This window comes from Actinomadura physcomitrii, assembly GCF_008923205.2.
Lineage (GTDB): Bacteria > Actinomycetota > Actinomycetes > Streptosporangiales > Streptosporangiaceae > Spirillospora > Spirillospora physcomitrii.
This window is the reverse complement of the sequence record NZ_WBMS02000022.1, coordinates 105,866-128,232: the sequence shown is the minus strand read 5'-3', so window position 1 is coordinate 128,232 and position 22,367 is coordinate 105,866. Positions and strand designations below refer to the sequence as shown.

Annotated in this window: 22 protein-coding genes, 1 pseudogene and 1 riboswitch; of the genes and pseudogenes, 11 read left to right on the top strand and 12 right to left on the bottom strand. The window is 73.6% G+C overall.

Annotated elements, in window-relative coordinates:
- Window positions 1-274 precede the first annotated feature (274 nt).
- The 3 genes from F8568_RS26445 to F8568_RS26435 all read left to right on the top strand — a co-directional run bounded on the left by F8568_RS26445 (window position 275) and on the right by F8568_RS26435 (window position 4,377).
- Window positions 275-565, top strand: a complete 291-nt coding sequence (locus F8568_RS26445; protein WP_236009163.1) for a hypothetical protein — start codon at window positions 275-277, stop codon at window positions 563-565.
- Between the two features lie 154 nt (window positions 566-719).
- Window positions 720-995, top strand: coding sequence for a DUF6504 family protein (locus F8568_RS26440; RefSeq protein WP_151596387.1), 276 nt, complete (start codon window positions 720-722; stop codon window positions 993-995).
- Window position 996: 1 nt separating this feature from the next.
- Window positions 997-4,377, top strand: a complete 3,381-nt coding sequence (locus tag F8568_RS26435; RefSeq protein ID WP_328601025.1) for a DNA polymerase III subunit alpha — start codon at window positions 997-999, stop codon at window positions 4,375-4,377.
- On the opposite strand, the gene F8568_RS26430 is transcribed toward F8568_RS26435, so the two are convergent.
- The 3 genes and pseudogenes from F8568_RS26430 to F8568_RS26420 form a co-directional block, all read right to left on the bottom strand.
- Window positions 4,374-5,051, bottom strand: a complete 678-nt coding sequence (locus F8568_RS26430) for a DUF4328 domain-containing protein (protein ID WP_151596385.1) — start codon at window positions 5,049-5,051, stop codon at window positions 4,374-4,376. The genes F8568_RS26435 and F8568_RS26430 overlap by 4 nt on opposite strands.
- 120 nt (window positions 5,052-5,171) lie before the next feature.
- Window positions 5,172-5,504: a hypothetical protein gene (locus tag F8568_RS26425; RefSeq protein WP_328601024.1), complete on the bottom strand. Its 333-nt coding sequence runs from the start codon at window positions 5,502-5,504 to the stop codon at window positions 5,172-5,174.
- A 105-nt stretch (window positions 5,505-5,609) separates the two neighbouring features.
- A pseudogene (locus tag F8568_RS26420) lies at window positions 5,610-6,072 on the bottom strand (LuxR C-terminal-related transcriptional regulator); the annotation flags it as partial.
- Between the two features lie 197 nt (window positions 6,073-6,269).
- Between F8568_RS26420 and F8568_RS26415 the strand changes: the two are divergent.
- Window positions 6,270-6,500: a hypothetical protein gene (locus F8568_RS26415; RefSeq protein WP_151596383.1), complete on the top strand. Its 231-nt coding sequence runs from the start codon at window positions 6,270-6,272 to the stop codon at window positions 6,498-6,500.
- A 186-nt stretch (window positions 6,501-6,686) separates the two neighbouring features.
- The gene (locus F8568_RS26410; RefSeq protein ID WP_151596382.1) at window positions 6,687-7,493 is read left to right on the top strand and encodes a methyltransferase domain-containing protein; all 807 of its coding nucleotides are present in this window, start codon (window positions 6,687-6,689) and stop codon (window positions 7,491-7,493) included.
- 42 nt (window positions 7,494-7,535) lie between these two features.
- Here F8568_RS26410 and F8568_RS26405 read toward each other — a convergent pair whose 3' ends face one another.
- A complete protein-coding gene (locus tag F8568_RS26405; protein WP_151596381.1) occupies window positions 7,536-8,117 on the bottom strand; it encodes a TetR/AcrR family transcriptional regulator in 582 nt (193 codons plus the stop codon).
- A 90-nt stretch (window positions 8,118-8,207) separates the two neighbouring features.
- Here F8568_RS26405 and F8568_RS26400 point away from each other — a divergent pair, with 90 nt between their 5' ends.
- Window positions 8,208-9,452 (top strand): MFS transporter, encoded by a 1,245-nt coding sequence (locus F8568_RS26400; protein WP_151596380.1) that lies wholly within the window; start codon window positions 8,208-8,210, stop codon window positions 9,450-9,452.
- On the opposite strand, the gene F8568_RS26395 is transcribed toward F8568_RS26400, so the two are convergent.
- The 7 genes from F8568_RS26395 to F8568_RS26365 form a co-directional block, all read right to left on the bottom strand.
- Window positions 9,415-10,188, bottom strand: coding sequence for an SDR family oxidoreductase (locus F8568_RS26395; protein WP_328601023.1), 774 nt, complete (start codon window positions 10,186-10,188; stop codon window positions 9,415-9,417). The two genes, F8568_RS26400 and F8568_RS26395, sit on opposite strands and share 38 nt — an antisense overlap.
- A 54-nt stretch (window positions 10,189-10,242) precedes the next feature.
- Window positions 10,243-10,389: a hypothetical protein gene (locus F8568_RS26390; protein ID WP_160573764.1), complete on the bottom strand. Its 147-nt coding sequence runs from the start codon at window positions 10,387-10,389 to the stop codon at window positions 10,243-10,245.
- A gap of 205 nt (window positions 10,390-10,594) precedes the next feature.
- Entirely contained in the window at window positions 10,595-11,446 is an 852-nt protein-coding gene (locus tag F8568_RS26385; RefSeq protein WP_151596379.1) for a hypothetical protein, read from the bottom strand.
- A gap of 87 nt (window positions 11,447-11,533) precedes the next feature.
- Window positions 11,534-13,189 (bottom strand): acetolactate synthase large subunit, encoded by a 1,656-nt coding sequence (locus tag F8568_RS26380; protein WP_151596378.1) that lies wholly within the window; start codon window positions 13,187-13,189, stop codon window positions 11,534-11,536.
- A gap of 273 nt (window positions 13,190-13,462) precedes the next feature.
- Window positions 13,463-14,482 carry an LLM class F420-dependent oxidoreductase gene (locus F8568_RS26375; RefSeq protein ID WP_151596377.1) on the bottom strand — a complete coding sequence of 340 codons (1,020 nt, stop codon included), beginning with the start codon at window positions 14,480-14,482 and terminating at the stop codon, window positions 13,463-13,465.
- Window positions 14,483-14,639: 157 nt separating this feature from the next.
- Window positions 14,640-14,840, bottom strand: coding sequence for a DUF397 domain-containing protein (locus F8568_RS26370; RefSeq protein WP_151596376.1), 201 nt, complete (start codon window positions 14,838-14,840; stop codon window positions 14,640-14,642).
- On the bottom strand, window positions 14,837-15,679 hold the full coding sequence (locus tag F8568_RS26365; protein ID WP_151596375.1) for a helix-turn-helix domain-containing protein: 843 nt from the start codon (window positions 15,677-15,679) through the stop codon (window positions 14,837-14,839). The genes F8568_RS26370 and F8568_RS26365 overlap by 4 nt, the downstream gene beginning before the upstream one ends.
- A 194-nt stretch (window positions 15,680-15,873) precedes the next feature.
- On the opposite strand from F8568_RS26365, the gene F8568_RS26360 reads away from it, so the two are divergent.
- Complete coding sequence (locus F8568_RS26360) at window positions 15,874-16,626, top strand: ATP-binding protein (RefSeq protein WP_236009162.1); 753 nt, start codon at window positions 15,874-15,876, stop codon at window positions 16,624-16,626.
- Here F8568_RS26360 and F8568_RS26355 read toward each other — a convergent pair.
- The gene (locus F8568_RS26355; RefSeq protein WP_151596374.1) at window positions 16,537-17,325 is read right to left on the bottom strand and encodes a TetR/AcrR family transcriptional regulator; all 789 of its coding nucleotides are present in this window, start codon (window positions 17,323-17,325) and stop codon (window positions 16,537-16,539) included. The two genes, F8568_RS26360 and F8568_RS26355, sit on opposite strands and share 90 nt — an antisense overlap.
- 117 nt (window positions 17,326-17,442) lie before the next feature.
- Window positions 17,443-17,565, top strand: a riboswitch (cobalamin riboswitch).
- Window positions 17,566-17,637: 72 nt separating this feature from the next.
- On the opposite strand from F8568_RS26355, the gene F8568_RS26350 reads away from it, so the two are divergent.
- The 4 genes from F8568_RS26350 to F8568_RS26335 all read left to right on the top strand — a co-directional run bounded on the left by F8568_RS26350 (window position 17,638) and on the right by F8568_RS26335 (window position 22,335).
- On the top strand, window positions 17,638-19,674 hold the full coding sequence (locus F8568_RS26350) for a putative cobaltochelatase (protein WP_151596419.1): 2,037 nt from the start codon (window positions 17,638-17,640) through the stop codon (window positions 19,672-19,674).
- 81 nt (window positions 19,675-19,755) lie between these two features.
- Window positions 19,756-20,370, top strand: a complete 615-nt coding sequence (cobO, locus tag F8568_RS26345) for a cob(I)yrinic acid a,c-diamide adenosyltransferase (RefSeq protein WP_151596373.1) — start codon at window positions 19,756-19,758, stop codon at window positions 20,368-20,370.
- Window positions 20,364-21,734, top strand: a complete 1,371-nt coding sequence (locus F8568_RS26340) for a cobyrinate a,c-diamide synthase (protein ID WP_328601022.1) — start codon at window positions 20,364-20,366, stop codon at window positions 21,732-21,734. Before cobO ends, F8568_RS26340 begins: the two co-directional genes overlap by 7 nt.
- A gap of 25 nt (window positions 21,735-21,759) precedes the next feature.
- Window positions 21,760-22,335: a GNAT family N-acetyltransferase gene (locus F8568_RS26335; protein WP_151596372.1), complete on the top strand. Its 576-nt coding sequence runs from the start codon at window positions 21,760-21,762 to the stop codon at window positions 22,333-22,335.
- The last annotated feature ends 32 nt before the right edge of the window (window positions 22,336-22,367 follow it).

Here is a 22,367-nt window from a genome sequence, read left to right as displayed (position 1 = left end):
CGGACGCCCGTCTCAGAGAGGCTTCTATCACGGATGCACCCTCCGGTTCCGAACCGGGTTCCGCTCGCCGGGAGCGCGCGCCGCCCGGCGGCCGATTGGCGCACCCGCCAACAGCCTGCCGAGCCGCCCTTCCGGACCATCGCCGCAGGTCAGGAAAACACCGTCCCACCTTCGGCGTTTCCGCTGCGCGGCCCGCCGGTTCGGGTCATCCTGAGAGCCGGTCACCAACCGTCGCCGCCCGATCGCCCAAGGTCGCCGGTGGACGGTCCGGTCCATGCTGAGGCGGCTGATGCGGGTGTCTGTACTCGATGGAGGAGAGATCGCCGAGGTGCGTCGCCGGCACCTGGCGGCCCTCGCGGGCGAACTGCGGGCCCGCGGCCTGGCCTGCCGGCTCGCCGGTCCCGGCGAGAGCGTGCTGAGCGTCCACGGCCCGGGCGCCGGCCGGCGGCTCATGGTCGTCGCCACCCCGACCGGCGCCGGCTGGTCCTACCTGTGGCCGGGCGGCGGCATGGCCGACGTCGCCGCCGCCCCGGCCGTGGCCGACCGCATCCGCCTCCTGCTCTGAACCCGCCTCCGGTCCGGTCCGCATCGTCCTCGGCGCGGGCCCGCCCGACCCCGCCTTGCCTGCGGGTCGGCGGGGTCTCTAGACTCGGCCGCGAACGTATGTTCGAACGGCCGCATGCTCCTTCCCCCGTGCGGCGGGCACGAGGGGGAGGCAGATGACACGCGTGTTCGGCGACCCGGTGGACGTCTGGACCAGCGACGGGCGTCCGGTCCGGTTCGTCTGGCGCGGCCGGCTCTACCGCGTCCGGCGGGTGCTGGAGCACTGGGTCACGACCCGCGACTGGTGGCGGGAGCAGCATCCCGACGGCGAGGCCACCGGCGAGCGGGAGTTCTGGCGGGTCGAGGCGACCCCGGACCGGGAGATCGGGGTCTACGAGCTGCGTTACGACGCGGTCTCCGACACCTGGCTGCTCTCCCGGGTATGGGATTGACGTGCACCTTCACGTCGCTTCGGCGTATTCGCTCCGGTACGGCGCGGCGCCGCCCGCCGCGCTGGCCGCGCGTGCCGCCGATCTCGGCCTGGAGACGCTCGCGCTGACCGACCGGGACGGCCTGTACGGCGCGGTCCGGCACGTCCGGGCATGCGGCGCCGCGGGGATCGGCGCGGTCGTCGGCGCCGACCTGAACCTGGGCGGCGGGGAGCGGGTCGTGGTGCTGGCGGAGGGGCGCGCCGGGTGGCGGTCGCTGTGCCGGCTCGTCACCGCGGCGCACGCGGCGGGCGAGCGGGGCCGTCCGGTGGCGACCCGGGAGATGGTCGGCGCCCATGCCGAGGGGCTCGTCGTCCTGCTCGGGCCCGCCTCCGACGTGGGACGGGCCGTCGCGGCGCGCCGCCCCGACCTGGCGTCCCGGCTGCTGGCGCGGTGGCGGGAGACCGCCGAGACGGTGATCGAGATCGTGGACCACCACGACGTGGGCGACGGGCACCGCGCGGCGCGGATGCTCGCGCTCGCCCGGGAGTCCGGCGTGCCGGCGGTGCTCGCCAACGCCGTCCGGTACCTGGAGCCGGCCGATCATCCGGTGGCGCAGGTGCTCGACGTGACGCGGCGGCTCGTCCCGCTGGACCGCCGGCACCTCGACGACCGCACCGGGCACGCCTACCTGAAGTCGGAGGCGCAGATGCGCCGGGTCGCGGAGCTGGCCTGCGGCCCGGACGAGGCCGAGGCGCTGCTCGCCGAGACCCGGCGGCTGTCGGAGCGGTGCGTCCTCGATCCGGGCCGCGACCTGGGGATGGACGCGGTGCACCTGCCCGAGGTGACCGGCGACCCGCAGGCGCGGCTCGCCGCCCGCTGCGCGGAGGGGATGGCACGGCGCGGGCTCGGCGGATCCCGGCGGGCGCGGGCGCGGCTCGCCGACGAGCTGGGCGTGATCGCCCGCAAGGGGCTCGCCCCGTACTTCCTCACGGTCGCCGACGCCGCCGCGCTGATCCGCTCGCGCGGCATCCGCTGCGCGATCCGCGGGTCGGGCGCGGGCAGCCTGGTCAACCACCTGCTCGGCATCGGCGACCTCGACCCGCTCCGGCACGACCTCGTCATGGAGCGGTTCCTCGCCGACAGCCGCGAGGGCCTGCCCGACATCGACCTCGACGTGGAGTCGGCGCGGCGGCTGGAGGCCTACGAGGCGCTGTTCGACCGGTACGGCGCCGACGGCACAGCATGCGTGTCGATGATGGAGACCTACCGGGCGCGCAGCGCGATCCGCGACGTCGGCAACGCCGTCGGGCTGCCGCCGCAGGAGATCGACGCGATCGCCAAGGCGTTCCCGCAGATCCGCGCGAGCCAGATCGGCGCCGCGCTGCGCGACCTGCCGGAACTGCGGCAGAGCAACCTGTCGCGGGGCCGCCTCGACGTGCTGTTCCGCATCGCCGAGCGGCTGGACGGCCTGCCCCGCCACATCGCGATGCACCCGTGCGGGGTGCTGCTGTCCAACGCGACGCTGCGCGACCGGGTGCCCGTCGAGCAGAGCGCGCTCGGGTTCCCGATGAGCCAGTTCGACAAGGACGACGCCGAGGCGATGGGCCTGCTGAAGCTCGACGTCATCGGCGTCCGGATGCAGTCGGCGATGGCGCACGCGGTCGCCGAGGTCGCGCGGACCACCGGCGAGGAGATCGACCTGGAGGCCGTCCCGCGCGACGACCCCGACACCTTCGCGCTGATCCGCACGTCCCGCACGCTCGGCTGCTTCCAGATCGAGTCGCCGGGCCAGCGCGAGCTGATCGGCCGGCTCCAGCCGTGGAACCTCGACGACCTCGTCATCGACATCTCGCTGTTCCGCCCCGGACCGGTCAACTCCGACATGGTGTCGCCGTTCCTGGACGCCCGCGCCGGTATCCGCGAGCCCGACTACCCGCACCCCGACCTGGAGCCGGCGCTGCGGGAGAGCCTCGGCGTCGTCGTGTTCCACGAGCAGGTGCTGCGCGTCCTCGACGTGATGACCGGCTGCGGGCTGTCGACGGCGGAGGCGGCGCGGCGCAGCCTGAACCAGGAGCGCGGCCAGGCCGCCGTCGGCGCCTGGTTCCGCGAGAGGGCGCGGGCGCGCGGCTACGACGAGCCGACCGTCGAGCGCGTCTGGCGGACGCTCACCGCGTTCGGCGCGTTCGGGTTCTGCAAGGCGCACGCCGCGTCGTTCGCCCTGCCGACCTACCAGTCCGCCTGGCTGAAACGGCACCACACCGCCGCGTTCTACGCCGGCGTCCTCACCCACGACCCCGGCATGTACCCCAAGCGGGTCATCCTGGACGACGCGCGGCACTTCGGCGTCCCGATCCTGCCGCTGGACGTCAACCGGTCCGCGCCGGACTGGCACGCCGAACCCGTCGCCGAGGGCGGCCCCACCGGCATCCGCGTCGCGTTGAACGAGGTCAGGGGCATCAGCGACGCCGAGGTCGACGCTATCGTCGGCGCCCGGCCGTACGCGTCGCTGACCGACTTCTGGCGCCGCGCCCGCGTCTCGCGGCCGACCGCCGAACGGCTCGTCCTCGCCGGGGCGTTCGACGGGCTGTACCCGGGCGGACCCGGCGGCGAGCCGGTGCCGCGCCGCGACCTGCTGTGCCGCGTCGGCGCCCTCGACCGCGCCACCGCCCGCCGATCCGGCCCCGCCGTGGTCGAAGGGCAGCTGCCGCTCGGCGACGAGGACGGCGACGGCGACCCGTCCGGCGCCGGGACCGGCCTCGCCGAACCCGTCCCGCTCGGCGAGCTGCCGCCGATGACGCCCGCCGAGATCGTCGAGGCCGAGCTGGACGTCCTCGGCATGGACGTCAGCCGGCACGTCCTCGGCTTCTACGACGGGCTCCTCGACGCCCTCGGGATCGTCCGCGCCGCCGCGCTGCCCGGCCGTCCCGCCGGATCGGACGTGCTGGTCGCCGGGGTGAAGGTCGCGACGCAGACCCCGGCGGTGCGGTCCGGGCAGCGGATCATCTTCGCCACGCTGGACGACTCCACCGGCCCCGTCGACCTGGCGTTCTTCGAGTCGGTGCAGGAGCGCTGCGCCGCGACCGTGTTCGGCTCGTGGCTGCTGGTCGTCCGCGGCCGCGTCCGGCACGCCGGCGCCCGCGCCGTCTCGATCACCGCGACCGCCTGCTGGGACCTGAACACCCTCTACGAGGAATGGCGGCGCGGCGGCATCGACGCCGTCCGTGCCGCCATGGCTCGGCGCGGACCCCAGGTCCGCCCCGTCGGGCGCCGCGTCGTCCAGCCGACCGGCTTCGCGATGTCCCTCTACTCCGACATCGGCCACGCCGGACCCGCCGTCAAACGACCCCCGCGCGCGCCGCTCTGGCACACCAGCGGCGGCTCGTCCGGGCCGGCCCCGGACTAGTCGCCCTTCACCTGGAGGCGGGTGATCTGGAAGACCGTCGCCATGCACAGCGCGGCGGCGAGCGCCTGGAACGCGGACGCGGCGACACCAACGTGCACGTCGAACCGGGCGTCCGCGAGCGTGTCGACACTGCCATGGCCGAACATCCGGGCGAGCAGCAGCCCGACGAGCGCGCACCCCCACCAGCCGGCCACGACGAGGCCCGCCGCCTGCCGCTCCGCCGTCCGGTACCGGCCGCTGTTCACCCACACCTCGTACACCATGCGCGGCGGCAGCCACAGGTTCACCACCGGGCAGAACCACCCGAACAGGACCCACGCGCGGTGGTGCCGGTGCGGCCCCGGCGACTGCCCGTACGCGCGCCACAGCCACGCCAGGTACAGCATCCCGGTCACCGCGGCCATGATCGCGCCGATCAGGAACACGTCCTGGTACGGCGCGAGGGCCTTGTCCGTCACGGACGCGTCATAGGTGTCATGGGTCGCGTCGTGCAGCGGGCGCGCCATCCGCAGCAGGCTGATCCCCGACCCGAGCGAGACGAACGCGTCGAAGCCCAGCAGCATGAACACCGCCACCCCGACCGCGCGGAAGTCGCGGCGCCGCGCCCAGGCCCCGCACGCCGGGCACCGGGCGACCTCGGACGGGATGATGTCGCCGCATAGCGCACACGGCATGGTTTCACCTCCGAGGGCCCCTTTTTACCGTTCGCTGCTTCGGATACTACGTAGGTTTGAGTGGGTTGGCCCCCGAAGGGTTCACGCTCTTCCAGCGGATCTTCAGGTGCGGGCCCGCCGCTACCCGCCGAGGACGACCCGTCCCGCCGCATACGTCACGGCGGCGGTCAGCAGCAGCCACGCGGCCAGCCGCCGCAGCCCGCCGCCGGCCACCAGCCGGGCCGGCCGGAAACCCGTCACCACCGCCAGCGACCACCACTCCGCGGCCAGCGCGATCGTCGCGTACAGCGACCCGTATCCGAGCACCGCGAACATCAGGACGACGCCCGCCGGGGTGGCGGTGTGCGCGAACAGCGCCGGTCCCCGGTCCCGGCCGCGCAGCCCGCGGCGCAGCCCCGCGAGGACCACCCCCCATCCAGTGGCGCCCAGGATCCACACGACCACAACGGTCACGGGGATGCCGTCGATCGACTCCGGTGCCAGTGCCGTTCCCCCGTGCTTCTGCGATGTGCGCGCCGCCTCCGCGAAGTGCGCGCCGTGCCTCCCGTCCGGGAGCGATCAGGCCGTCAGCCCAGACTCCCACGCCCACGCCGCCACCTCGACCCGGTTCCGCGCCCCCAGCTTGCGGTGCACGCTGCCGAGGTGCGTCTTCACCGTGGACAGCGACACGAACAGCTCCCCGGCGATCTCCTCGTTCGTGCGGCCCCGCGCGACGAGCCGGATCACCTCCAGCTCCCGCTCCGTCGGCCGCTCGCGGGGCGGCGCCGGCGCGGTGCCCGGCCCGACTGCGGGGCGGGCGCGCCAGGTGCTCCAGCAGCCGCACGGTGATCGACGGGGACACCAGCGCCTCCCCGTTCGCCGCCGCCCGCACCGCCTCCACCAGCAGCGCCGGCCCGCTGTCCTTCAGCAGGAACCCGACCGCGCCGCCGCGCAGCGCCCCGTACACGTACTCGTCCATGTCGAACGTCGTGACGATCACCACGCGCGGCGGGTCCGCCGCGTCCGGGCCCGCGACGAGCCGGGGCTCGACTGACCGAATAAGCGTTCGAAGAATGTCCGAGGCGGGCTCTAGGTTGGGCTGTGACTTAGGGGACAACCTGGGGCGCTTGGGAACAGCCGCCGAACCGAGTGGCTTGTGACTACGTACCTAGGGGTATGTGACAACCGGTGGCCATTGCACAGGCGCGGGGCCGCCGGGTCAAGGAAGGGGTGTCGACAGTGAGCGAAGCGACCGGCACATTCCATCTCACCCACCCACGGCTGGACGGGCCCGCCGAGCGGACCATCGTGCAGCCGTGGCTCACCGAACTCACCCACGCGACGCTGAACGCCTACGCCGAGGTTCCGCCGGCGCTGGCGGTGATCGAACCGCTGCCCGCCGCGGCGGCCGTCCCGGCGGTCCCCGCCGCGCGGCGCGTCGCCGGCCGGCGCATCGCCCTGGCGGCCTGACGAGGACACGGACACAGCGGCAAGGCGGCCTGACGGCGGCCGCCTGACGGATCGGCTCCGAGAGGGGGCCGGGGCATCGTGCCCCGGCCCCCTCTCGCATGTCCAGGTGTCTTATATATTGAGACCCAGTTCTCAAATTTTGAGAAGTCGGCGTAGGGTGCAGGCACCGGCAGAGAGGTGATCCCGATGTCCGCGAACGCGACCTACACCCACGGCCACCACGCGAACGTGCTGAGCGCGCACCGGTGGCGCACCGTCGAGAACTCCGCCGCCTACCTGGTCCCGCACTTGCGCGCCGGGATGTCGGTCCTGGACGTCGGCTGCGGTCCGGGCACCATCACCGCCGGATTGGCCGAGCTGGTCGCGCCCGGACGCGTCGTCGCCACCGACGCCGCCGAGGTCGTCCTGGCCGACGCGCGCCGCAACGCCGAGGCCAAGGGCGCGGCCAACGTCGAGTTCGCCGTCGCCGACGTCCACGACCTGGACTTCCCCGACGGCACCTTCGACGTCGTCCACGCCCACCAGGTGCTGCAGCACATCGCCGACCCCGTGCGGGCGCTGGCCGAGATGCGCCGGGTCGCCAAGCCCGGCGGCATCGTCGCCGCCCGCGAGGCCGACTTCGGCACCATGATCTGGTATCCGGAGCCCGAGGCCATGGCCCCCTGGCTGGACATCTACGACAAAGTGGCGCGCGGCAACGGCGGCGAGCCGCACGCCGGACGCCGGCTGGTCTCCTGGGCGCGGCGGGCCGGGTTCACCGACGTCACCGCGTCCGCGTCGGCCTGGTGCTACGCCACCCCCGAGGAGCGCGAGTGGTGGAGCGAGTCGTGGGGCGGCCGGATGCGGGACTCGTCCCTCGCCGACAAGGCCGTCGCCGGCGGCCACGCCACCCGCGAGGAACTGCAGCGCGTGTACGAGGGATGGAAGGAGTGGGCCGCCGCGGAGGACGGCTGGTACTCCGTCGTGCACGGCGAGATCATCTGCCGCGCCTGATCTCGACCACGGGACGCGGCGCCGGGGGCCGTCGCGTCCCGGTCAGGACCGCCCGTCGAGGAACTCCTCGGCCAGCCGCCTGGCGACGCGGGCGTCGGTGCCCGGGACCGAGAAGACGACCCGGAAGTACAGCGGCGCCACCACTCGGTCGATGATCTCCTCGACCGGCGGCGGGTCGGCCTCGCCGCCCGCCCGCGCCGCGGCGACGATCGCCTCCAGCGCGTCGTTCACCTGCCGCAGGCACTCGCGCAGGCCCGCCTTGCGCTCGTCGAGGTCCGCCGCGACCTCCGCGCGGAAGAACGCGATGCCGCCCGGACGCGACAGATGCGCCAGGTCCCACTCGGCGTACGCCGCGAGGTCGGCGCGCAGGTCGCCGCTCGGCGGGGGCGGGGCGTCGGCGTCCAGCTCCTTGGCGGCCACCTCGGCCAGCAGCGCGGGCACGGTGCCCCAGCGCCGGTAGACGGTCGTCGGATTGACCCCCGCGCGCCCCGCGACCAGCGGGATCGTGACCCGGTCGGCGCCGCGCTCGCAGATCAGCTCGGTGACCGCCTGGTGGACCGCGTCCCGGACGCGGGCGCTGCGCCCGCCGGGCCGCGCCTTCGTGGAACGGGTGCCGGTGCTCATGGCGCCCAGGTTAACGCAATATCCTTTGCTTTAGCGCCGGAGGACGGGTACCGTCTGCTAAAGCTAATATCTTTGCTTTAGGAGTCCGCCGTGACCACCGCCCTCCCGGCCGCCGAACCCGCCTCGGGCCCCCGCTCCCGCCGGCTGCCCCGCGCCGCCGCCTTCTGGACCCTCGCCGCCACCCTCCTCGCCTTCATGGCCGCGGCCGCCGCACCGTCCCCCCTCTACGTCGTCTACCAGGACGAATGGAAGTTCTCGGCGACCACCCTCACCGTCGTCTTCGCCGTCTACGCGCTCGCGCTGCTGGCCGCCCTCGTCACCGTCGGCGCCCTCTCCGACCACATCGGCCGCCGTCCCGTCCTCGCCGCCGCCCTGATCGCCCAGGTCGCCGCCATGCTGCTGTTCGTCGCCGCGGACGGCGTCGGCTGGCTCGTCACCGCCCGCATCCTGCAGGGCCTCGCGACCGGCACCGCCACCGGCGCTATCAGCGCCGGCCTCGTCGACCTGCAACCCCCGCACGACCAGCGCCTCGCGTCCCTGGTCAACAGCGCCACCCCCGGCATCGGCCTCGGCGCCGGCGCCCTCGGCTCCGGCCTGCTGGTCCAGTACGCGCCCGCGCCGACCACCCTCGTCTACTGGCTGCTCGCCGCGCTCTGCGCCCTCGCCGTCGCGGGCATCCTCGCCATGCCGGAGACGTCCGCCCGCCGTCCCGGCGCGCTCGCCTCGCTGCGCCCGCAGGTCAGCGTCCCCCGCGGCGCCCGCGGCACCTTCGTGCTGATCGTCCCGAGCCTGATCGCGACCTGGAGCGTCGTCGGCCTCTACATGTCGCTCGGCCCCTCGCTCGCCGCCGGCGTCCTCGGCGTCCGCAGCCACCTCGTCGGCGGCCTGGTCGTCTTCGCGCTCATGGCCGCCAGCGCCGGCGCCGTCATCGGGACCGGCGCCCGCCGCCCCCGGCCCATGATGATCGGCGGCTCGGTCGTCCTCGCCGTGGGCCTCGCCCTCACCCTCACCGCGCTCGCCACCGCGTCCACGCCGCTGTTCTTCACCGCCACCGTGATCTCGGGCCTCGGCTTCGGCGCCGCGTTCCTCGGCGCCTTCCGCATCGCCGCGTCCCTCGCCGAACCGGCCCGCCGCGCCGCCCTCTTCGCGACCGTCTACACCCTCAGCTACCTCGCCTTCAGCCTCCCCGCCATCGCCGCCGGCTTCGCCACCACGCACATCGGCCTGCGCGACACCGCCGACGCCTACGGCGGCGCGGTGATCGTCCTCGTCCTGCTCGCCGTCGGCGGCCTCCTCCTCAAAGGCTCCACCGCCGGAAACCCCCCTCAGAGTTGATCACCTGGCCGGTGATCCACCGCCCCTCGTCCGACACCAGCCACCGCACCAGCCGCGCCACGTCGTCCGGCCGCCCCCACCGGCCGAACGGCAGCGCCCCCGCGACCCGCGCGGTCAGCTCCTCGTCCGCCCACCCGGTGTCCACCGGCCCTGGATTGACCGCGTTGACCGTGACGCCCCGGTCGGCCAGCACGTCCGCCAGCGTCAGCGTCATCTGGTGGATTGCCCCCTTGCTCACCGCGTACGGGATCTCCCGCCCCATCGGCCCGAGATGCTGCCCCGAGGTGAACAGCACGATCCGCCCGCCCGGCCGCGCGTCGTCATGGACCTCCGCGAACGCCTGGGCGAGCAGCACGCTCGCCCGGGCGTTCACCGCCCAGCACCGGTCCAGCTCGTCGGCCGTGACCTCCGCAAGCGCCTGCTCGGCGCTGCGCGCATGGTTCGCCACCACCACATCGACCGCCCCGAACACCTCCACCGCCCGCCGGACGACCCGTCCCGGTGCGTCCGCCTCGGCGAAGTCCGCCTCGACATGGACCAACCGCGGCCCCACCCCGCCGAGCGCACCGAGCACCTCTTCGACCGGATCGGCTCCCCACGGCTGCTCCTCGTCGTGCGGCGTCCACGACTGCACCAGCACGCTCGCCCCGGCCGCCAGCAGCTCCCGCGCGACCGCGAACCCGATCCCGGCCCGCCGCCCGACCCCCGTGACGACCGCCACCCGCCCAGCCAGCACCCCGCTCACCTCAACGGACCGGCCCGCCCGGCACAGGCCGGAGCCGAGACCACATCAGCCGAACAGGCTGTCGCCGACGTCCATGCGGACCGCGCGTTCGAGCCAGCGCTCAAGCTGTTCGACGTCCTCGCAACCGGTGATCCGCCCGCGCATCTCATCAGTGACGACGACTCCCCGCCTGTCGAGAACCCGCAACACCACCTGGCCATGCCCTCGCGAAATCCCTCGCGGTAACCCTGGGCGATGTACTTCTTGGCGAAGTCTGACTGCCACTCGTAGTTCTTGAGGTCCATGGTCTCTTTCCGCGAGAGCGGTGCACGCTGTGGATGTGCGCAGGCCGCAGGGTGTCGGTGGCGTCCGTCTGTGGATGGCCGCCCCCGCTTGGTGGCGGGGGCGGCCAGGGGCGTCAGTCGAAGAGTTGGTCGGCGTGGTCGATGGTCGCGGCGCGCTGGATCCAGCGTTCGAGTTGGTCGGTGTCGGTGCAGGCGGTGATGCGTTCGCGGACGTGGTCGGGCACGGCGAGATCGCGCGCCTCTAGAACCAGCAGCACCGACTTAGCCTCGCCCTCGGCGCGGCCCTCGGCGATGTGGTTTTTGGCGAAGTCTGACTGCCACTCGTAGCCGGTGGTCTTCACAGTGTCCTCCAGGAGCTTGCGGGCAGCGTCGGAGAGCAGCGTCCTCAGGTAGTCATGGTACAGAGGGCCGGTGTCTCCGGTGAGGGTGTCGATGGCCGCGGCGACGGCGCTGACCACGGCGGATGCGTGCGGGCCGTCGGCGTGCGCGGGGGCGCTGAGGACGGCGAGTTCGGGCATGCGGGCGGCTTGGTCGGGGTCGGTGATCGGGGGGAGCATGCCGGGGTGGACGGTGAGGGGTTCGAGCACCCAGTTCGGGTGGCCCATGTCGATGGGGGCGGCGCATCTGCGGGCGCTGTTCTCGTCCGGGCACAGGACGAGCAGCGTCGCGCCGCACTTGTGGCGTAGCCGCAGCAGCGCGATGTAGGCGGGCCAGCTGTGCTGCTTGCCGCCGTCGAACCGCTGCTGAGACTCGACGATGACGCCGTGGGTGCGCTCGTCTCCGGTGTCGAACATGACGGTGGCGTCGCAGCGGAGTTCGGCCGGGTTGTGGTCGGCGAAGTTCTCGGACGTGATGGTGGGTTCGCCGAGGATGTCCAGGTCGAAGACGGTCCGCAGGATCGTGGGGACGAGCTCGGGCCGGTTGCGGACCATCTCCAGCGGGAGCTCGTGTGCGCTCGTTGGCATGGAATGCACACTAAAGGTGATCGAAAGGTTGCGCAGCGCTTATGGTCTCGAATGGTTATTCGAGACCATAAGCGCGTTCGAGAGTGGTCAGAAGGGGCCGGTCAGGTCGCCCAGCTTGTCCGTTAGCTGGAGGTTGTGGGAGTAGTCCACCGGGACGGTGATGACGGACACGGTGTCCTCGGCGAGGGCCTTGCGGAGGGTGGGGAGCAGCTCGCCGGCGGATTCGACGCGGTAGCCGCGGGCGCCGAAACTCTCGGCGTACGTGACGAAGTCGGGGTTGCCGAACTTGATGTGGGAGCTCGACCCGATGTCGAGGTCCATCTTCCACTCGATCAGGCCGTAGGCGGAGTCGTCCCAGATCAGGACTGTGATCGGGACGTTCTCGCGGACGGCGGTCTCCAGTTCCTGGGAGTTCATCAGGAACGCGCCGTCGCCGGTGGCGGCGAGGACCCGGCGGTCGGGGCGGGCGAGCTTGGCGGCGATGGCGCCGGGGACGGAGAAGCCCATGGACGACAGGCCGTTGGACACGAGGAGGGTGTTCGGCTCGTACGTCGGGTACATGCGGGCCATCCACATCTTCACCGCGCCTGTGTCGGCGAGGACGATGTCGCCGCGGCCCATGGCGGCGCGGACGTCGGCGACGATGCGCCGGGGGGAGAGAGGGAAGCCGTCCTCGGTGGCGCCCTCGGCGAGTTCCTCGCGCATCATCCTGCGGATCTTCTCGCCGGTGCCGCCCACGTCCCAGCGGCGGTGGACGCTGTCGGCGAGGGCGCGCAGGGAGCGGGAGATGTCGCCCTGGATGCCGACGGTGACGGGGTAGTGGTCGTCGACCTCGGCGGGCGACTGGTGGATGTGGATGATCTTCTTGTCGGCGGTCGGGTTGATCTTGACGGGGTCGAACTCCTGGAGCTCGTAGCCGACGGCGATCAGGACGTCCGCCTCGTCGAAGCCGAAGTTGACGTAGTCGTGGCGCATGAAGCCGACGGCGCCGAGGGCGTTGCGGTGGTCGTCGGGGAAGACGCCCTTGCCGTTGAAGGTGGTGGCGACGGGCAGGCCGAGGCGCTCGGAGAAGTGGACCAGCGCGTCGCTCGCGCGGTCGCGGGTGGCGCCGTGGCCGGCGAGGACGATCGGCTGCCGGGCGAGGGCGATCACGTCGGCGGCGCGGGCGATCTGGGAGGGCGACGGCTCCTGCGGCCGGACGATGTTGACCGGCAGGGGCGTCAGCGCGTCCGCGACCGTCGCGGACTCGACGTCCTCGGGGATGGCGAGGTAGACGGCGCCGGGGCGTTCGGTCTGCGCGGTCTTGAACGCCTTGCGGACCATCTCCGGCAGCGCCTCGGCGGTCGGGGCCAGCTCGGACCACTTGGTGATGGGGCGGAACAGCGACACCAGGTCGACGATCTGGTGCGACTCCTTGTAGATGCGGTCGAGGCCGACCTGCGCGGAGATCGCGACGACGGGGGTGCTGTTGGTGGTGGCGTCCGCGACGCCGAGCTGCAGGTTGATCGCGCCGGGGCCGAGGGTGGCGGAGGCGACGCCGGCCTTGCCGGTGAGGCGGCCGTAGATCTCGGCCATGAACGCCGCGCCCTGCTCGTGCCGGACGAGGATGTAGCGGATCGACGAGTCGTTCAGGGCGTGGACGAAGTGGATGTTCTCCTCGCCCGGTATGCCGAAGACGTAGTCGACGCCCTCCGCCTCGAGGGTCCTGACGAGCAGCCGAGCGGCGTCTTGCTGCGTGGACATCGTGTGTCCCATCTCCAGTCCGTGATCTCCGGGTGCCTTCGGTGCAGCGCCCGGTTCGCCGCCTCCATTCCATCGCGCCGTGTGCGATCGGTTACGAGCGGGCCCACCCCGAAATGGGGAGGGGCGGGGGGGGGGGCGGGGGGGGGGGGGGGCGGCCCCTCCCCATGCCCCGGTAACTCGGGGTGGCCTGATCACGAACGTAGAACCCGCGCGTCGGCGGCGGGAACTTTCCGTTACGTGATAATTCTGGGCGAAAAGGTCCAAACCTCTTGCTCAGCCGTCGACCATCTCCTTGATCGCGCGCAGCGTCGGCTCGTCCTTCACGCCGGCGATGAGCACGGTGCTGACGGGGCTGTCGCGCCACAGCTGCAGCCGCTCCTTGATCCGGCCGAGCGGGCCGAGCAGGGAGATCGAGTCGGCCAGCTCGTCCGGGACGGCCTTGATCGCCTCGGGGCGCCGCCCGTCCAGGAACAGCTCCTGGACGCGCTGCGCCTGCTCGGCGAAGCCGAGCCGGCCGATGAGGTCGAGGTGGAAGTTGCGGTCCTTGGCGCCCATCCCGCCGATGTAGAACGCGAGCGGGATCTTGGCGAACTCCAGGGCGGAGGCCAGGTCGTCGGTGACGATCGTGGTGACGGTCGCGGCGATCTCGAAGCCGTCCGGGCGGTTCGCCAGCGACGCGCCGAACACCGGCTCGATCTGCTCGGGGTCGACGAACAGCGGCAGCCAGCCCTGCGCGACCTCGGTGGACAGCGCGACGTTCTTCGGCCCCTCGGCGCCGAGGTAGACGGGGATGTCCGGACGGACCGGGTGGACGATCGACTTCAGCGGCTTGCCGAGGCCCGCGCCGCCGGGGTACGGCAGCGGGTAGTGCGGGCCCTCGCTGGTGACGGGCTCCTCGCGGCGCCAGACCTGCCGGACGATGTCGAGGTACTCGCGGGTGCGGGCGAGCGGCTTGGGGAACGGCTGCCCGTACCAGCCTTCGACGACCTGAGGGCCGGACGCGCCGAGCCCGAGGATCACGCGCCCGCCGGAGAGGGCGTCGAGGGTGAGCGCGTGCATCGCGGTGGCGGCGGGGGTGCGCGCGGACATCTGCACGACGGCGGTGCCGAGCTTGATCCGGGACGTGCGGGCCGCGTACCAGGCGAGCGGGGTGAACGCGTCGGAGCCGTAGGCCTCGGCGGTGAAGACCGAGTCGTATCCGCAGCGCTCGGCGGCCAGCACCGTCTCGGTCTGGTCCTCGGGCTCGCGCTGCCAGTAGCCGACGTTGATGCCGAGCTTGAGTTCCGCGGTCACGTTGCCATCCTCCGGTCGCGGTGCGCGCCGCCGGGGCGGCGGCGCACGGGCGATACTAGAACACGTTCTACTTTCGGGGGAAGGGCGGGGCGCGGCTCCGGGGGCGGGCATGGCCGAGGGCCGCGGCGACGTGCGCCGCGGCCCTCCGGGGTCGTGCTCAGACCTCCCGGATGGAGTCGAGGAGGTTCTGCCATGCGTCCGGCGTCAGCACCAGGGCCGGGCCGCCAGGGTCCTTCGAATCGCGGACAGCGCGCAGATCGCTGGAGAGGGGGGCCACCTCGACGCACTGGTCGCCGCTCCCGCTGTGGGAGGACTTGCGCCAGGCGGCTCCGCTGAGTTCGCGCTGCAGGTTGGTCACGGGCTGCTCCTTGCTGCCTCGGCTATGAGGTGCGCGGATTCCTCGGGGGACAGTGCGGCCGCTTCGATCAGATCGAAGCGGTCTCTATGTTTTGCTATTGCCTCACTGCTCTCGAGGTAAACGTCACCCATGGTCCCCTCTACGTAGGCGATATCGGGGTCTGCGGGGTCCGGATACGACAATATGGTGAAACGTCCGTCAAGGCCCGCATGGCCCCCCTGTGCGTACGGGAGTACCTGAACGGTCACCGTTGGGCGGTTCATCGCCTCGACCAGATGCTCCAGCTGGGCCCGCATCACGTCCGGACCGCCGATGCGCCTGTGCAGCACGGCCTCGTCGAAGATGACCTGCAGGCGGGGGGCGCTGTCGCGGTCGAGCAGGGCCTGGCGGATCTTGCGGGCGGCGATGCGGCGCTCGATGTCCTCCTGCGCGGGCAGCAGCCGGCCCGCGGTGATCACGGCGCGGGAGTACTCCTCGGTCTGCAGCAGCCCGTGGATGAGCTGCGGGTCCCAGGTGCGGATGTGCGACGCCTCGTCCTCCAGCGCGACGTAGCTGCCCGCGAAGACGTCCTGGTAGGCGGTCCACCAGCCGCGCTGCCCGGCCTGCCTGGCGAGCGTGATCAGCGCGTCGCGGTCGGGGCTCGGAACGCCGTACAGGTCGAGGATGTCGGCGATGTCGCCGGGGCGCGGCCGGGTCTGGCTGGTCTCCAGCCGGGAGACGGTGGCCCGGGACCAGTCGAGGCGGTCCGCCACCTCCTGCAGGGTGAGTCCCTGCTCCTCGCGCAGCTTGCGGAGCTCCCGCGCCAGACGGCGGCCACGAACGGTGGGGCGGTAGGTCATGGGAGCGAAGTCTCGCCGCTCTCGGGCCGCGCCACAACGCGATTGGCGAACCCGGCACGAAGGGCAGGACAATTCCGTGAAGGCGCTTGCGGGCGTGAGAATCTCACGAGACGCTTGAATGCGTGACTGCTCGGGGACCGATAGTGACGGCCACCGGACCGCACGCCCGGGCAGGCGGCCCGCGGGAGGCACCCGTGAAGACCCCGCCCGAGACCACCGACGCGAGCCCGCGCGCGACGCGGCACACCGCCGGGCCGCGCGCCGGGCACGACGCCCCGGCCGCCGATCCGGCCGCCGCCGGCCCCGCGGCTCCGCCCGGCACCCCCTCCGATCCGGGGATGTCCGATCCGGCGGCCGACCTCGCCGCCGCCACCATGGCCGACGCGCTGGCGGAGGGTGCCGCGCGCGGACCGGACGGCGCCAGGCCCGGCTGGGTGTGGGCGCTGCCCGGCGGTCCGGGCTGTGCGAGCCACGCCCGCCGCGTGCTGCGCGACGCGCTCGTCTCGCTCGGGGTGCGGGACGAGGCGATCGGCGACGCCCAGCTGATGGTGAGCGAGCTGGCCACCAACGCCCACCAGCACGCCGGCGACCACGGCCCGCACGAGCTGTGGCTCTACCTCGGCGACCCGGCGGCCGGCGGCGAGGCCCGCGCGTCCGGCGGCCCGTCCAGCGGTTCGTCCGGCGGCCCGTCCGGCGGTTCCGAAGCGCCGGCCGGTTCCGAGGTGCGGTGCGCGGTCTTCGACGCCTACGCCGAGGCGGCGCTGCCCGGCTACTCGTGGACGTCCGGTGACTGCGGGCGCGGGCTCAGCATCGTCCGGGAGCTGTCGCGCGGACGCTGGGGCACGCTGCGGACGCTGTCACGGCTCGGCCCGGGCGTCCGCGGCAAGGCCGTCTGGTTCGCCGTCCCGGTACGCGGCGGCGTGCAGCGGCCGGTCCCCGGCTTCTAGGCGCTCCCCGTTCACAAGCCCTTTGTCCTGGGCCTCCAGCGCGGGGGCGATGTCGGTGACCATCGACAGCAGCGACCTGGTCAGCAGCGTCTGCACCTGTGCGCGGTCGAGGGTCCGCTCCTGGAGCCACTGCCGCGTCGCCGCGTCCGCGAGCCCGGAGTAGACGCGCAGGACGGCCCGCAGCGTGCCGGTCGGCGCGGGCACCCGCAGGACGGCGAGCATGTGCTCGACCGTCCGGTCCCGGAACCGGTTGACGATGCCGAGCAGCTCCGGGTCCTGCCCGAAGCCCTCCGCGTCCTGCGCCGCGAACCAGGTGGTGGCGTTCCGCTCGGCGGTGTCGAGGAACAGGTTCACGCACAGCTCGACGGTCTCGGGCAGCGTCATCCGCTCGTCGGGCGGCGGCGCCTGCACCGCCGCGGTGGCCGTCAGGCCCCGGACGACCTTGAGGAACAGCTCGCGCTTGGTGCCGAAGTAGTAGTGGATGAGCCCGCGCCGGACCCCGGCCTCCCGCGCGATCGCCGCCGTCGCGACCTCCGCGTACGGCAGTTCGGTGAACATCCGGCGCGCGACGGCGAGGATCTGGTCGCGCCGCTCGTCGCGCGGCAGGCGCTGATAGCGGGCCTTCGGGCTCCCGGTGGCGCCCCGGCGCGGCGTCGCGGCCCCGGCGGCCTCGCCGCGCGGGGCTGCGCGTCGCTCCATACGGACCAGTAGACCATTCTCATTGGCGTATCGCCAACATTGGCCAACAGTCAGCCGATAGACCGCCGGTCGAGCGCGTCCGGCCGGTGTGCGATGCTGGGCGGGCGACGGACGCGGAGGAACCCGGTGCGAATCCGGGGCTGTCCCGCAACTGTGACCAGGGGAGCGCCCCCTCGACGCGGCCACGGCACGCGGTGCTGGAAGGCCGAGGGGGCGCGCTGATCCGGGAGCCAGGAGACTCCGGCCGTCGGACAGGCACCGCCACGGGCGTGGACACCCGAGGAAGGACGACGACACGTGCGACCCGCGTCGATGACGGACGCCGGCCGGCCGGAGCGCCGCGCCCGCGCGCGCTACCCCTTCTCCGCCGTCGTCGGGATGGACGATCTCAAGCTCGCCCTGCTGATCAACGCCGTCTCGCCGGGCGTCGGCGGCGTGCTGGTCCGGGGCGAGAAGGGCACCGCGAAGTCGACGATCGTGCGCGCGCTGGCCGGGCTGCTGCCGCCGGTGGCGGTCGCGGCGGGCTGCCGGTTCTCCTGCGATCCGGCCGATCCCGACCCGGCGTGCCCGGACGGTCCGCACGCCGCGGCGGACGCGCGGGCGCGGGCCGCGCGGCTGGTCGAGCTGCCGGTGGGCGCGTCCGAGGACCGGCTCACCGGCTCGCTGGACATCGAGCGAGCGCTCACCGAGGGCGTCAGGGCGTTCGAGCCGGGCCTGCTCGCGGCGGCGCACCGCGGCGTCCTGTACGTCGACGAGGTCAACCTGCTCCATGACCACCTGGTCGACCTGCTGCTGGACGCGGCGGCGATGGGCGAGTCGTACGTGGAGCGCGAGGGCGTCTCCGTCCGGCACGCGGCGCGGTTCCTGCTGGTCGGCACGATGAACCCGGAGGAGGGCGAGCTGCGCCCGCAGCTGCTCGACCGGTTCGGGCTGACCGTCGAGGTCGCCGCGACCCGCGACCCGGCCGAGCGCGCCGAGGTCGTCCGGCGGCGGCTGCGGTTCGAGGACGACCCGGACGGCTTCGCCGCGGCCTTCGCCGCGGCCGAGGCGGACCTGGCCGGGCGGATCGCCGCCGCCCGCGGCCGGCTGCCCGGCGTGGAGCTGACCGACGCGGCGCTCCGCCAGATCACCGCCGTGTGCGCGTCGTTCGAGGTGGACGGCCTGCGCGCCGACCTGGTGACGGCGCGCGCCGCGATCGCGCTGGCCGCCTGGCACGGCCGCGACGCGGTGACGGCCGACGACGTGCGGACGGCGGCGCGGCTGGCGCTGCCGCACCGGCGCCGCCGCGACCCGTTCGACGCGCCCGGCCTGGATCGGCGCAAGCTCGACGAGGTCCTCGAGGAGCACGGCGACGATCCGGAACCGCCGCCCGACGGCCCGGGCCCTCCCGATGACGGGCCCGGCGGACCGGACGGCGGAGGCGGCGGCCTTCCAGACGGCCCGGATCAGGACGCGTCCGTGCCGCCGCCCGCCACTCCTCCGCAGGCCGAGCAGTCGGAGCCGCCCGTGGAGAGCGGCGGTCCGGGACGGTCGGGCGAGAGCGAGCCCGCGCCTGCGGACGCCGCCTACAAGCCGCGCCTCTTCACCGTCCCAGGACTGGGCGAGGGCGCGCCCGGACGGCGTTCCAAGGCGCGCAGCCCGTACGGACGCGTGTCGGGCGCCCGGCCGGGGGCGCGCGGGCTGCACCTCACGGCGACGCTCCGCGCGGCGGCACCGCACCAGCGCGCGCGGGGACGCAGTGGTTCCGGTCTGGTCGTCCACCCCGAAGACCTGCGCGAAGCGGTCCGCGACGGGCGGGAGGGCAATCTCGTCCTGTTCGTGGTCGACGCCAGCGGTTCGATGGCGGCGCGCAAGCGGATGCGCGCGGTGAAGGGCGCCGTCCTGAGCCTTCTCCTCGACGCCTACCAGCGGCGCGACAAGGTCGGCCTCATCACCTTCCGTGGCAAGGACGCCCACCTGGCGCTGCCGCCCACATCGTCGGTGGAGGCCGGGGCGCGCCGCCTCGACGCGCTGCCGACCGGGGGCCGCACCCCGCTGGCCGCGGGGCTGATGCGCGCGGCGGAGGTACTGCGGGTCGAGCGGCTGCGCGACCCGGCCCGCCGCCCGCTGCTGGTCGTGGTGACCGACGGCCGCGCCACCCACGGCCCCGACCCGGCGCGGGCGGCCGGGCTGCTCGCCGGCGTCGCGTCCGTGGTCGTCGACTGCGAGTCCGGGCCGGTGCGGCTCGGGCTGGCCGCCGCGCTCGGCGCCCGGCTCGGCGCCGAGGTCGTCCGGCTCGACCGCCTCGCCGCCGACTCGCTCGCCGGCGTCGTCCGCGACGCGCGCGGCGGCGCACGGAACGTCGCGTGAGCGCCGGGCATCCGCGTGACCGCCGGGGCATCCGCGTGACCGCCGGGGAATCCGCCACAGATGCAGGAAGCAGGGGCTGAGATGCCGCAGGGCAAGCCGGAGTACGTGCCGGACGACGGGCTCACCACCAGGCAGCGCCGCAACCGGCCGCTGCTGATGGTGCACACCGGACCGGGCAAGGGGAAGTCGACGGCCGCGTTCGGGCTCGCGCTGCGGGCCTGGAACCAGGGCTGGCCGATCGGGGTGTTCCAGTTCGTCAAGTCGGCGAAGTGGCGGATCGGCGAGGAGAACGCGCTGCTCGCGCTCGGCCGCCTGCACGAGCGGACCGGCGAAGGGGGGCCGGTGTTCTGGAACAAGATGGGCGAGGGCTGGTCGTGGATCCAGCGGCCCGGCACCGAGGCCGACCACGAGGCCGACGCCCGCGAGGGCTGGGAGCAGATCAAGCGCGACCTGGCCGCCGAGACGTACCGCCTCTACGTGCTGGACGAGTTCACCTACCCGATGAAGTGGGGCTGGGTCGACGTCGACGACGTCGTCGCCGCGCTCGCGGACCGTCCCGGCAACCAGCACGTGGTGATCACCGGCCGGGACGCCGACCCGCGGCTGATCGAGGCGGCCGACCTGGTCACGGAGATGTCCAAGGTGCGGCACCCGATGGACAGCGGCCAGAAGGGGCAGAAGGGCATCGAGTGGTGACCGTCCCGCGGCTCGTCGTCGCGGCGCCCTCGTCGGGCAGCGGCAAGACGACCGTGGCGACCGGGCTGATGGCCGCGTTCGCGGCGCGCGGCCTGCGGGTGTCGCCGCACAAGGTGGGTCCGGACTACATCGACCCCGGCTACCACGCGCTCGCGACGGGACGGCCCGGCCGGAACCTGGATCCCTGGCTGACGTCCGAGGACCTGGTCGCGCGGCTGTTCCTGCACGGCGCGGAGGGCGCGGACATAGCGGTCGTCGAGGGCGTGATGGGCCTGTACGACGGCGCCGCCGGGCTCGGACCGTCCGACTCGGCCGGGGGAGGCGACTACGCCTCGACCGCGCACGTCGCGACGCTCCTGGACGCGCCCGTGGTGCTGGTGGTGGACGCGTCCGCCGCCGCGGGACGGTCCGTCGCCGCGCTCGTCCATGGGTTCCGGTCGTTCGGGACGGTCCGCGTCGGCGGCGTCGTGCTGAACCGGCTCGGTTCCGACGGCCACGAGCGCATGTGCCGCGAGGCCGTCGAGGACCTCGGGCTGCCCGTTCTGGGCGCGCTGCGCCGCGCCGACGACGCCGCGACGCCGTCCCGGCACCTCGGGCTGATCCCCGCCGCCGAGCGCAACGCGGAGGCTGTGGACACCGTCCGGCGGCTGGGCGAACTGGTCGCGGCGTCGTGCGACCTCGACGCCGTGCTCGCGCTGGCCCGGCAGGCGCCGAAGCTGGACGCCGTGCCGTGGGACCCGTCCGAGGCCGTACCGGAGAAGCATCCAGGACGGCCCCGGATCGCTGTGGCGGGCGGTCCCGCTTTCACGTTCGGCTATGCGGAGAACGAGGAACTGCTCGAAGCGGCGGGCGCGGAGGTCGTCCGGTTCGATCCGCTGCAGGACGAGGGCCTGCCGGAAGGGACGCGCGGAGTCGTCGTCGGGGGAGGGTTCCCCGAGGTGTACGCGGCGCAGCTGTCGTCCAACGAGCCGCTGCGCCAGGAACTTGCGGCGTTCGCGGAGGCGTCCCGGCCCGTGTACGCCGAGTGCGCCGGGCTCCTGTACCTCGCGGAGGAACTCGACGGCGCGCCCATGTGCGGTGTGCTGAATGGCGCCAAAGCGGCCATGGCCCCGCGGCTGGCGCTGGGTTATCGTGCCGCGGTGGCGGTGGCCGACTCGGTCGTCGCGCGCGCGGGCGAACGGGTGCACGGGCACGAGTTCCACCGCACGGTGACGGTCCCCGACCGCGGGGAGACCGCCGCCTGGCAGTGGTCCGCGTCCGGCCCGGTGGGCTTCGTGCGGGGCGACTGCGTCGCGTCCTACCTCCACCTGCACTGGGCCGGATCGCCGTGGTTCGCCAGCCGGATGGTCGCGGCCTGCCTGTGACGGTACGGGCGGGGAGGGGAGCGGTGTGGACGTCTTCACCGGGAGCGTGCGCCTGGAGGCCGGGCGCCTCGTCCTGCGCCCGTTCGGGCTCGACGACGCGCCCGACCTGATCGAGGTGATCCGCGCGGGCGAGGACTTCCTCCCGCCGAACTTCCCGGACGCGCTGGAGGCCGAGCCGCTCGCCTGGTTCCTGCGCGAGGGCGTCCACAAGGTGCACCGCTTCGGCCTCGGCATCCATCTGGCGATGACCGACCGCGACACCGGCGGCCTCGTCGGCACCATCGGCCTGTTCAAGGTCGACTGGGCGCAGCTGACCTGCGAGGTCGGATACGGGGTGCGGTCAAGCGCGCGCGGGCGCGGGTACGCGACCGAGGCCCTCACCATCGTCTCGAACTGGGCGCTGCGCGACTGCGGGCTGTTCCGCGTCGAACTGCGCGCCCTGACCACCAACCACGCCTCGATCCGGGTCGCGGAGAAGGCCGGCTACGTGCGCGAAGGCGTTGCGCGGGGCGCGGAACGCGACGCCGACGGCGTCAACCGGGACATGTTCGTCTTCAGCCGCATCGCCCCCGATCTCCGGCAGGACGGCCCGGAATGCTGATCGATCCAGGGGCGCGCGGCGCGCCGCGCTCC

Coding starts and splice junctions, on each gene's coding strand:
- cobO (WP_151596373.1), top strand. CDS start 19,756: ATGCCGCAGGGCAAGCCGGAGTACGTGCCGGACGACGGGCTCACCACC.
- F8568_RS26445 (WP_236009163.1), top strand. CDS start 275: ATGCTGAGGCGGCTGATGCGGGTGTCTGTACTCGATGGAGGAGAGATC.
- F8568_RS26380 (WP_151596378.1), bottom strand. CDS start 13,189: ATGTCCACGCAGCAAGACGCCGCTCGGCTGCTCGTCAGGACCCTCGAG.
- F8568_RS26430 (WP_151596385.1), bottom strand. CDS start 5,051: ATGCCGTGTGCGCTATGCGGCGACATCATCCCGTCCGAGGTCGCCCGG.
- F8568_RS26405 (WP_151596381.1), bottom strand. CDS start 8,117: ATGAGCACCGGCACCCGTTCCACGAAGGCGCGGCCCGGCGGGCGCAGC.
- F8568_RS26355 (WP_151596374.1), bottom strand. CDS start 17,325: ATGGAGCGACGCGCAGCCCCGCGCGGCGAGGCCGCCGGGGCCGCGACG.
- F8568_RS26365 (WP_151596375.1), bottom strand. CDS start 15,679: ATGACCTACCGCCCCACCGTTCGTGGCCGCCGTCTGGCGCGGGAGCTC.
- F8568_RS26440 (WP_151596387.1), top strand. CDS start 720: ATGACACGCGTGTTCGGCGACCCGGTGGACGTCTGGACCAGCGACGGG.
- F8568_RS26350 (WP_151596419.1), top strand. CDS start 17,638: ATGACGGACGCCGGCCGGCCGGAGCGCCGCGCCCGCGCGCGCTACCCC.
- F8568_RS26385 (WP_151596379.1), bottom strand. CDS start 11,446: ATGCCAACGAGCGCACACGAGCTCCCGCTGGAGATGGTCCGCAACCGG.
- F8568_RS26410 (WP_151596382.1), top strand. CDS start 6,687: ATGTCCGCGAACGCGACCTACACCCACGGCCACCACGCGAACGTGCTG.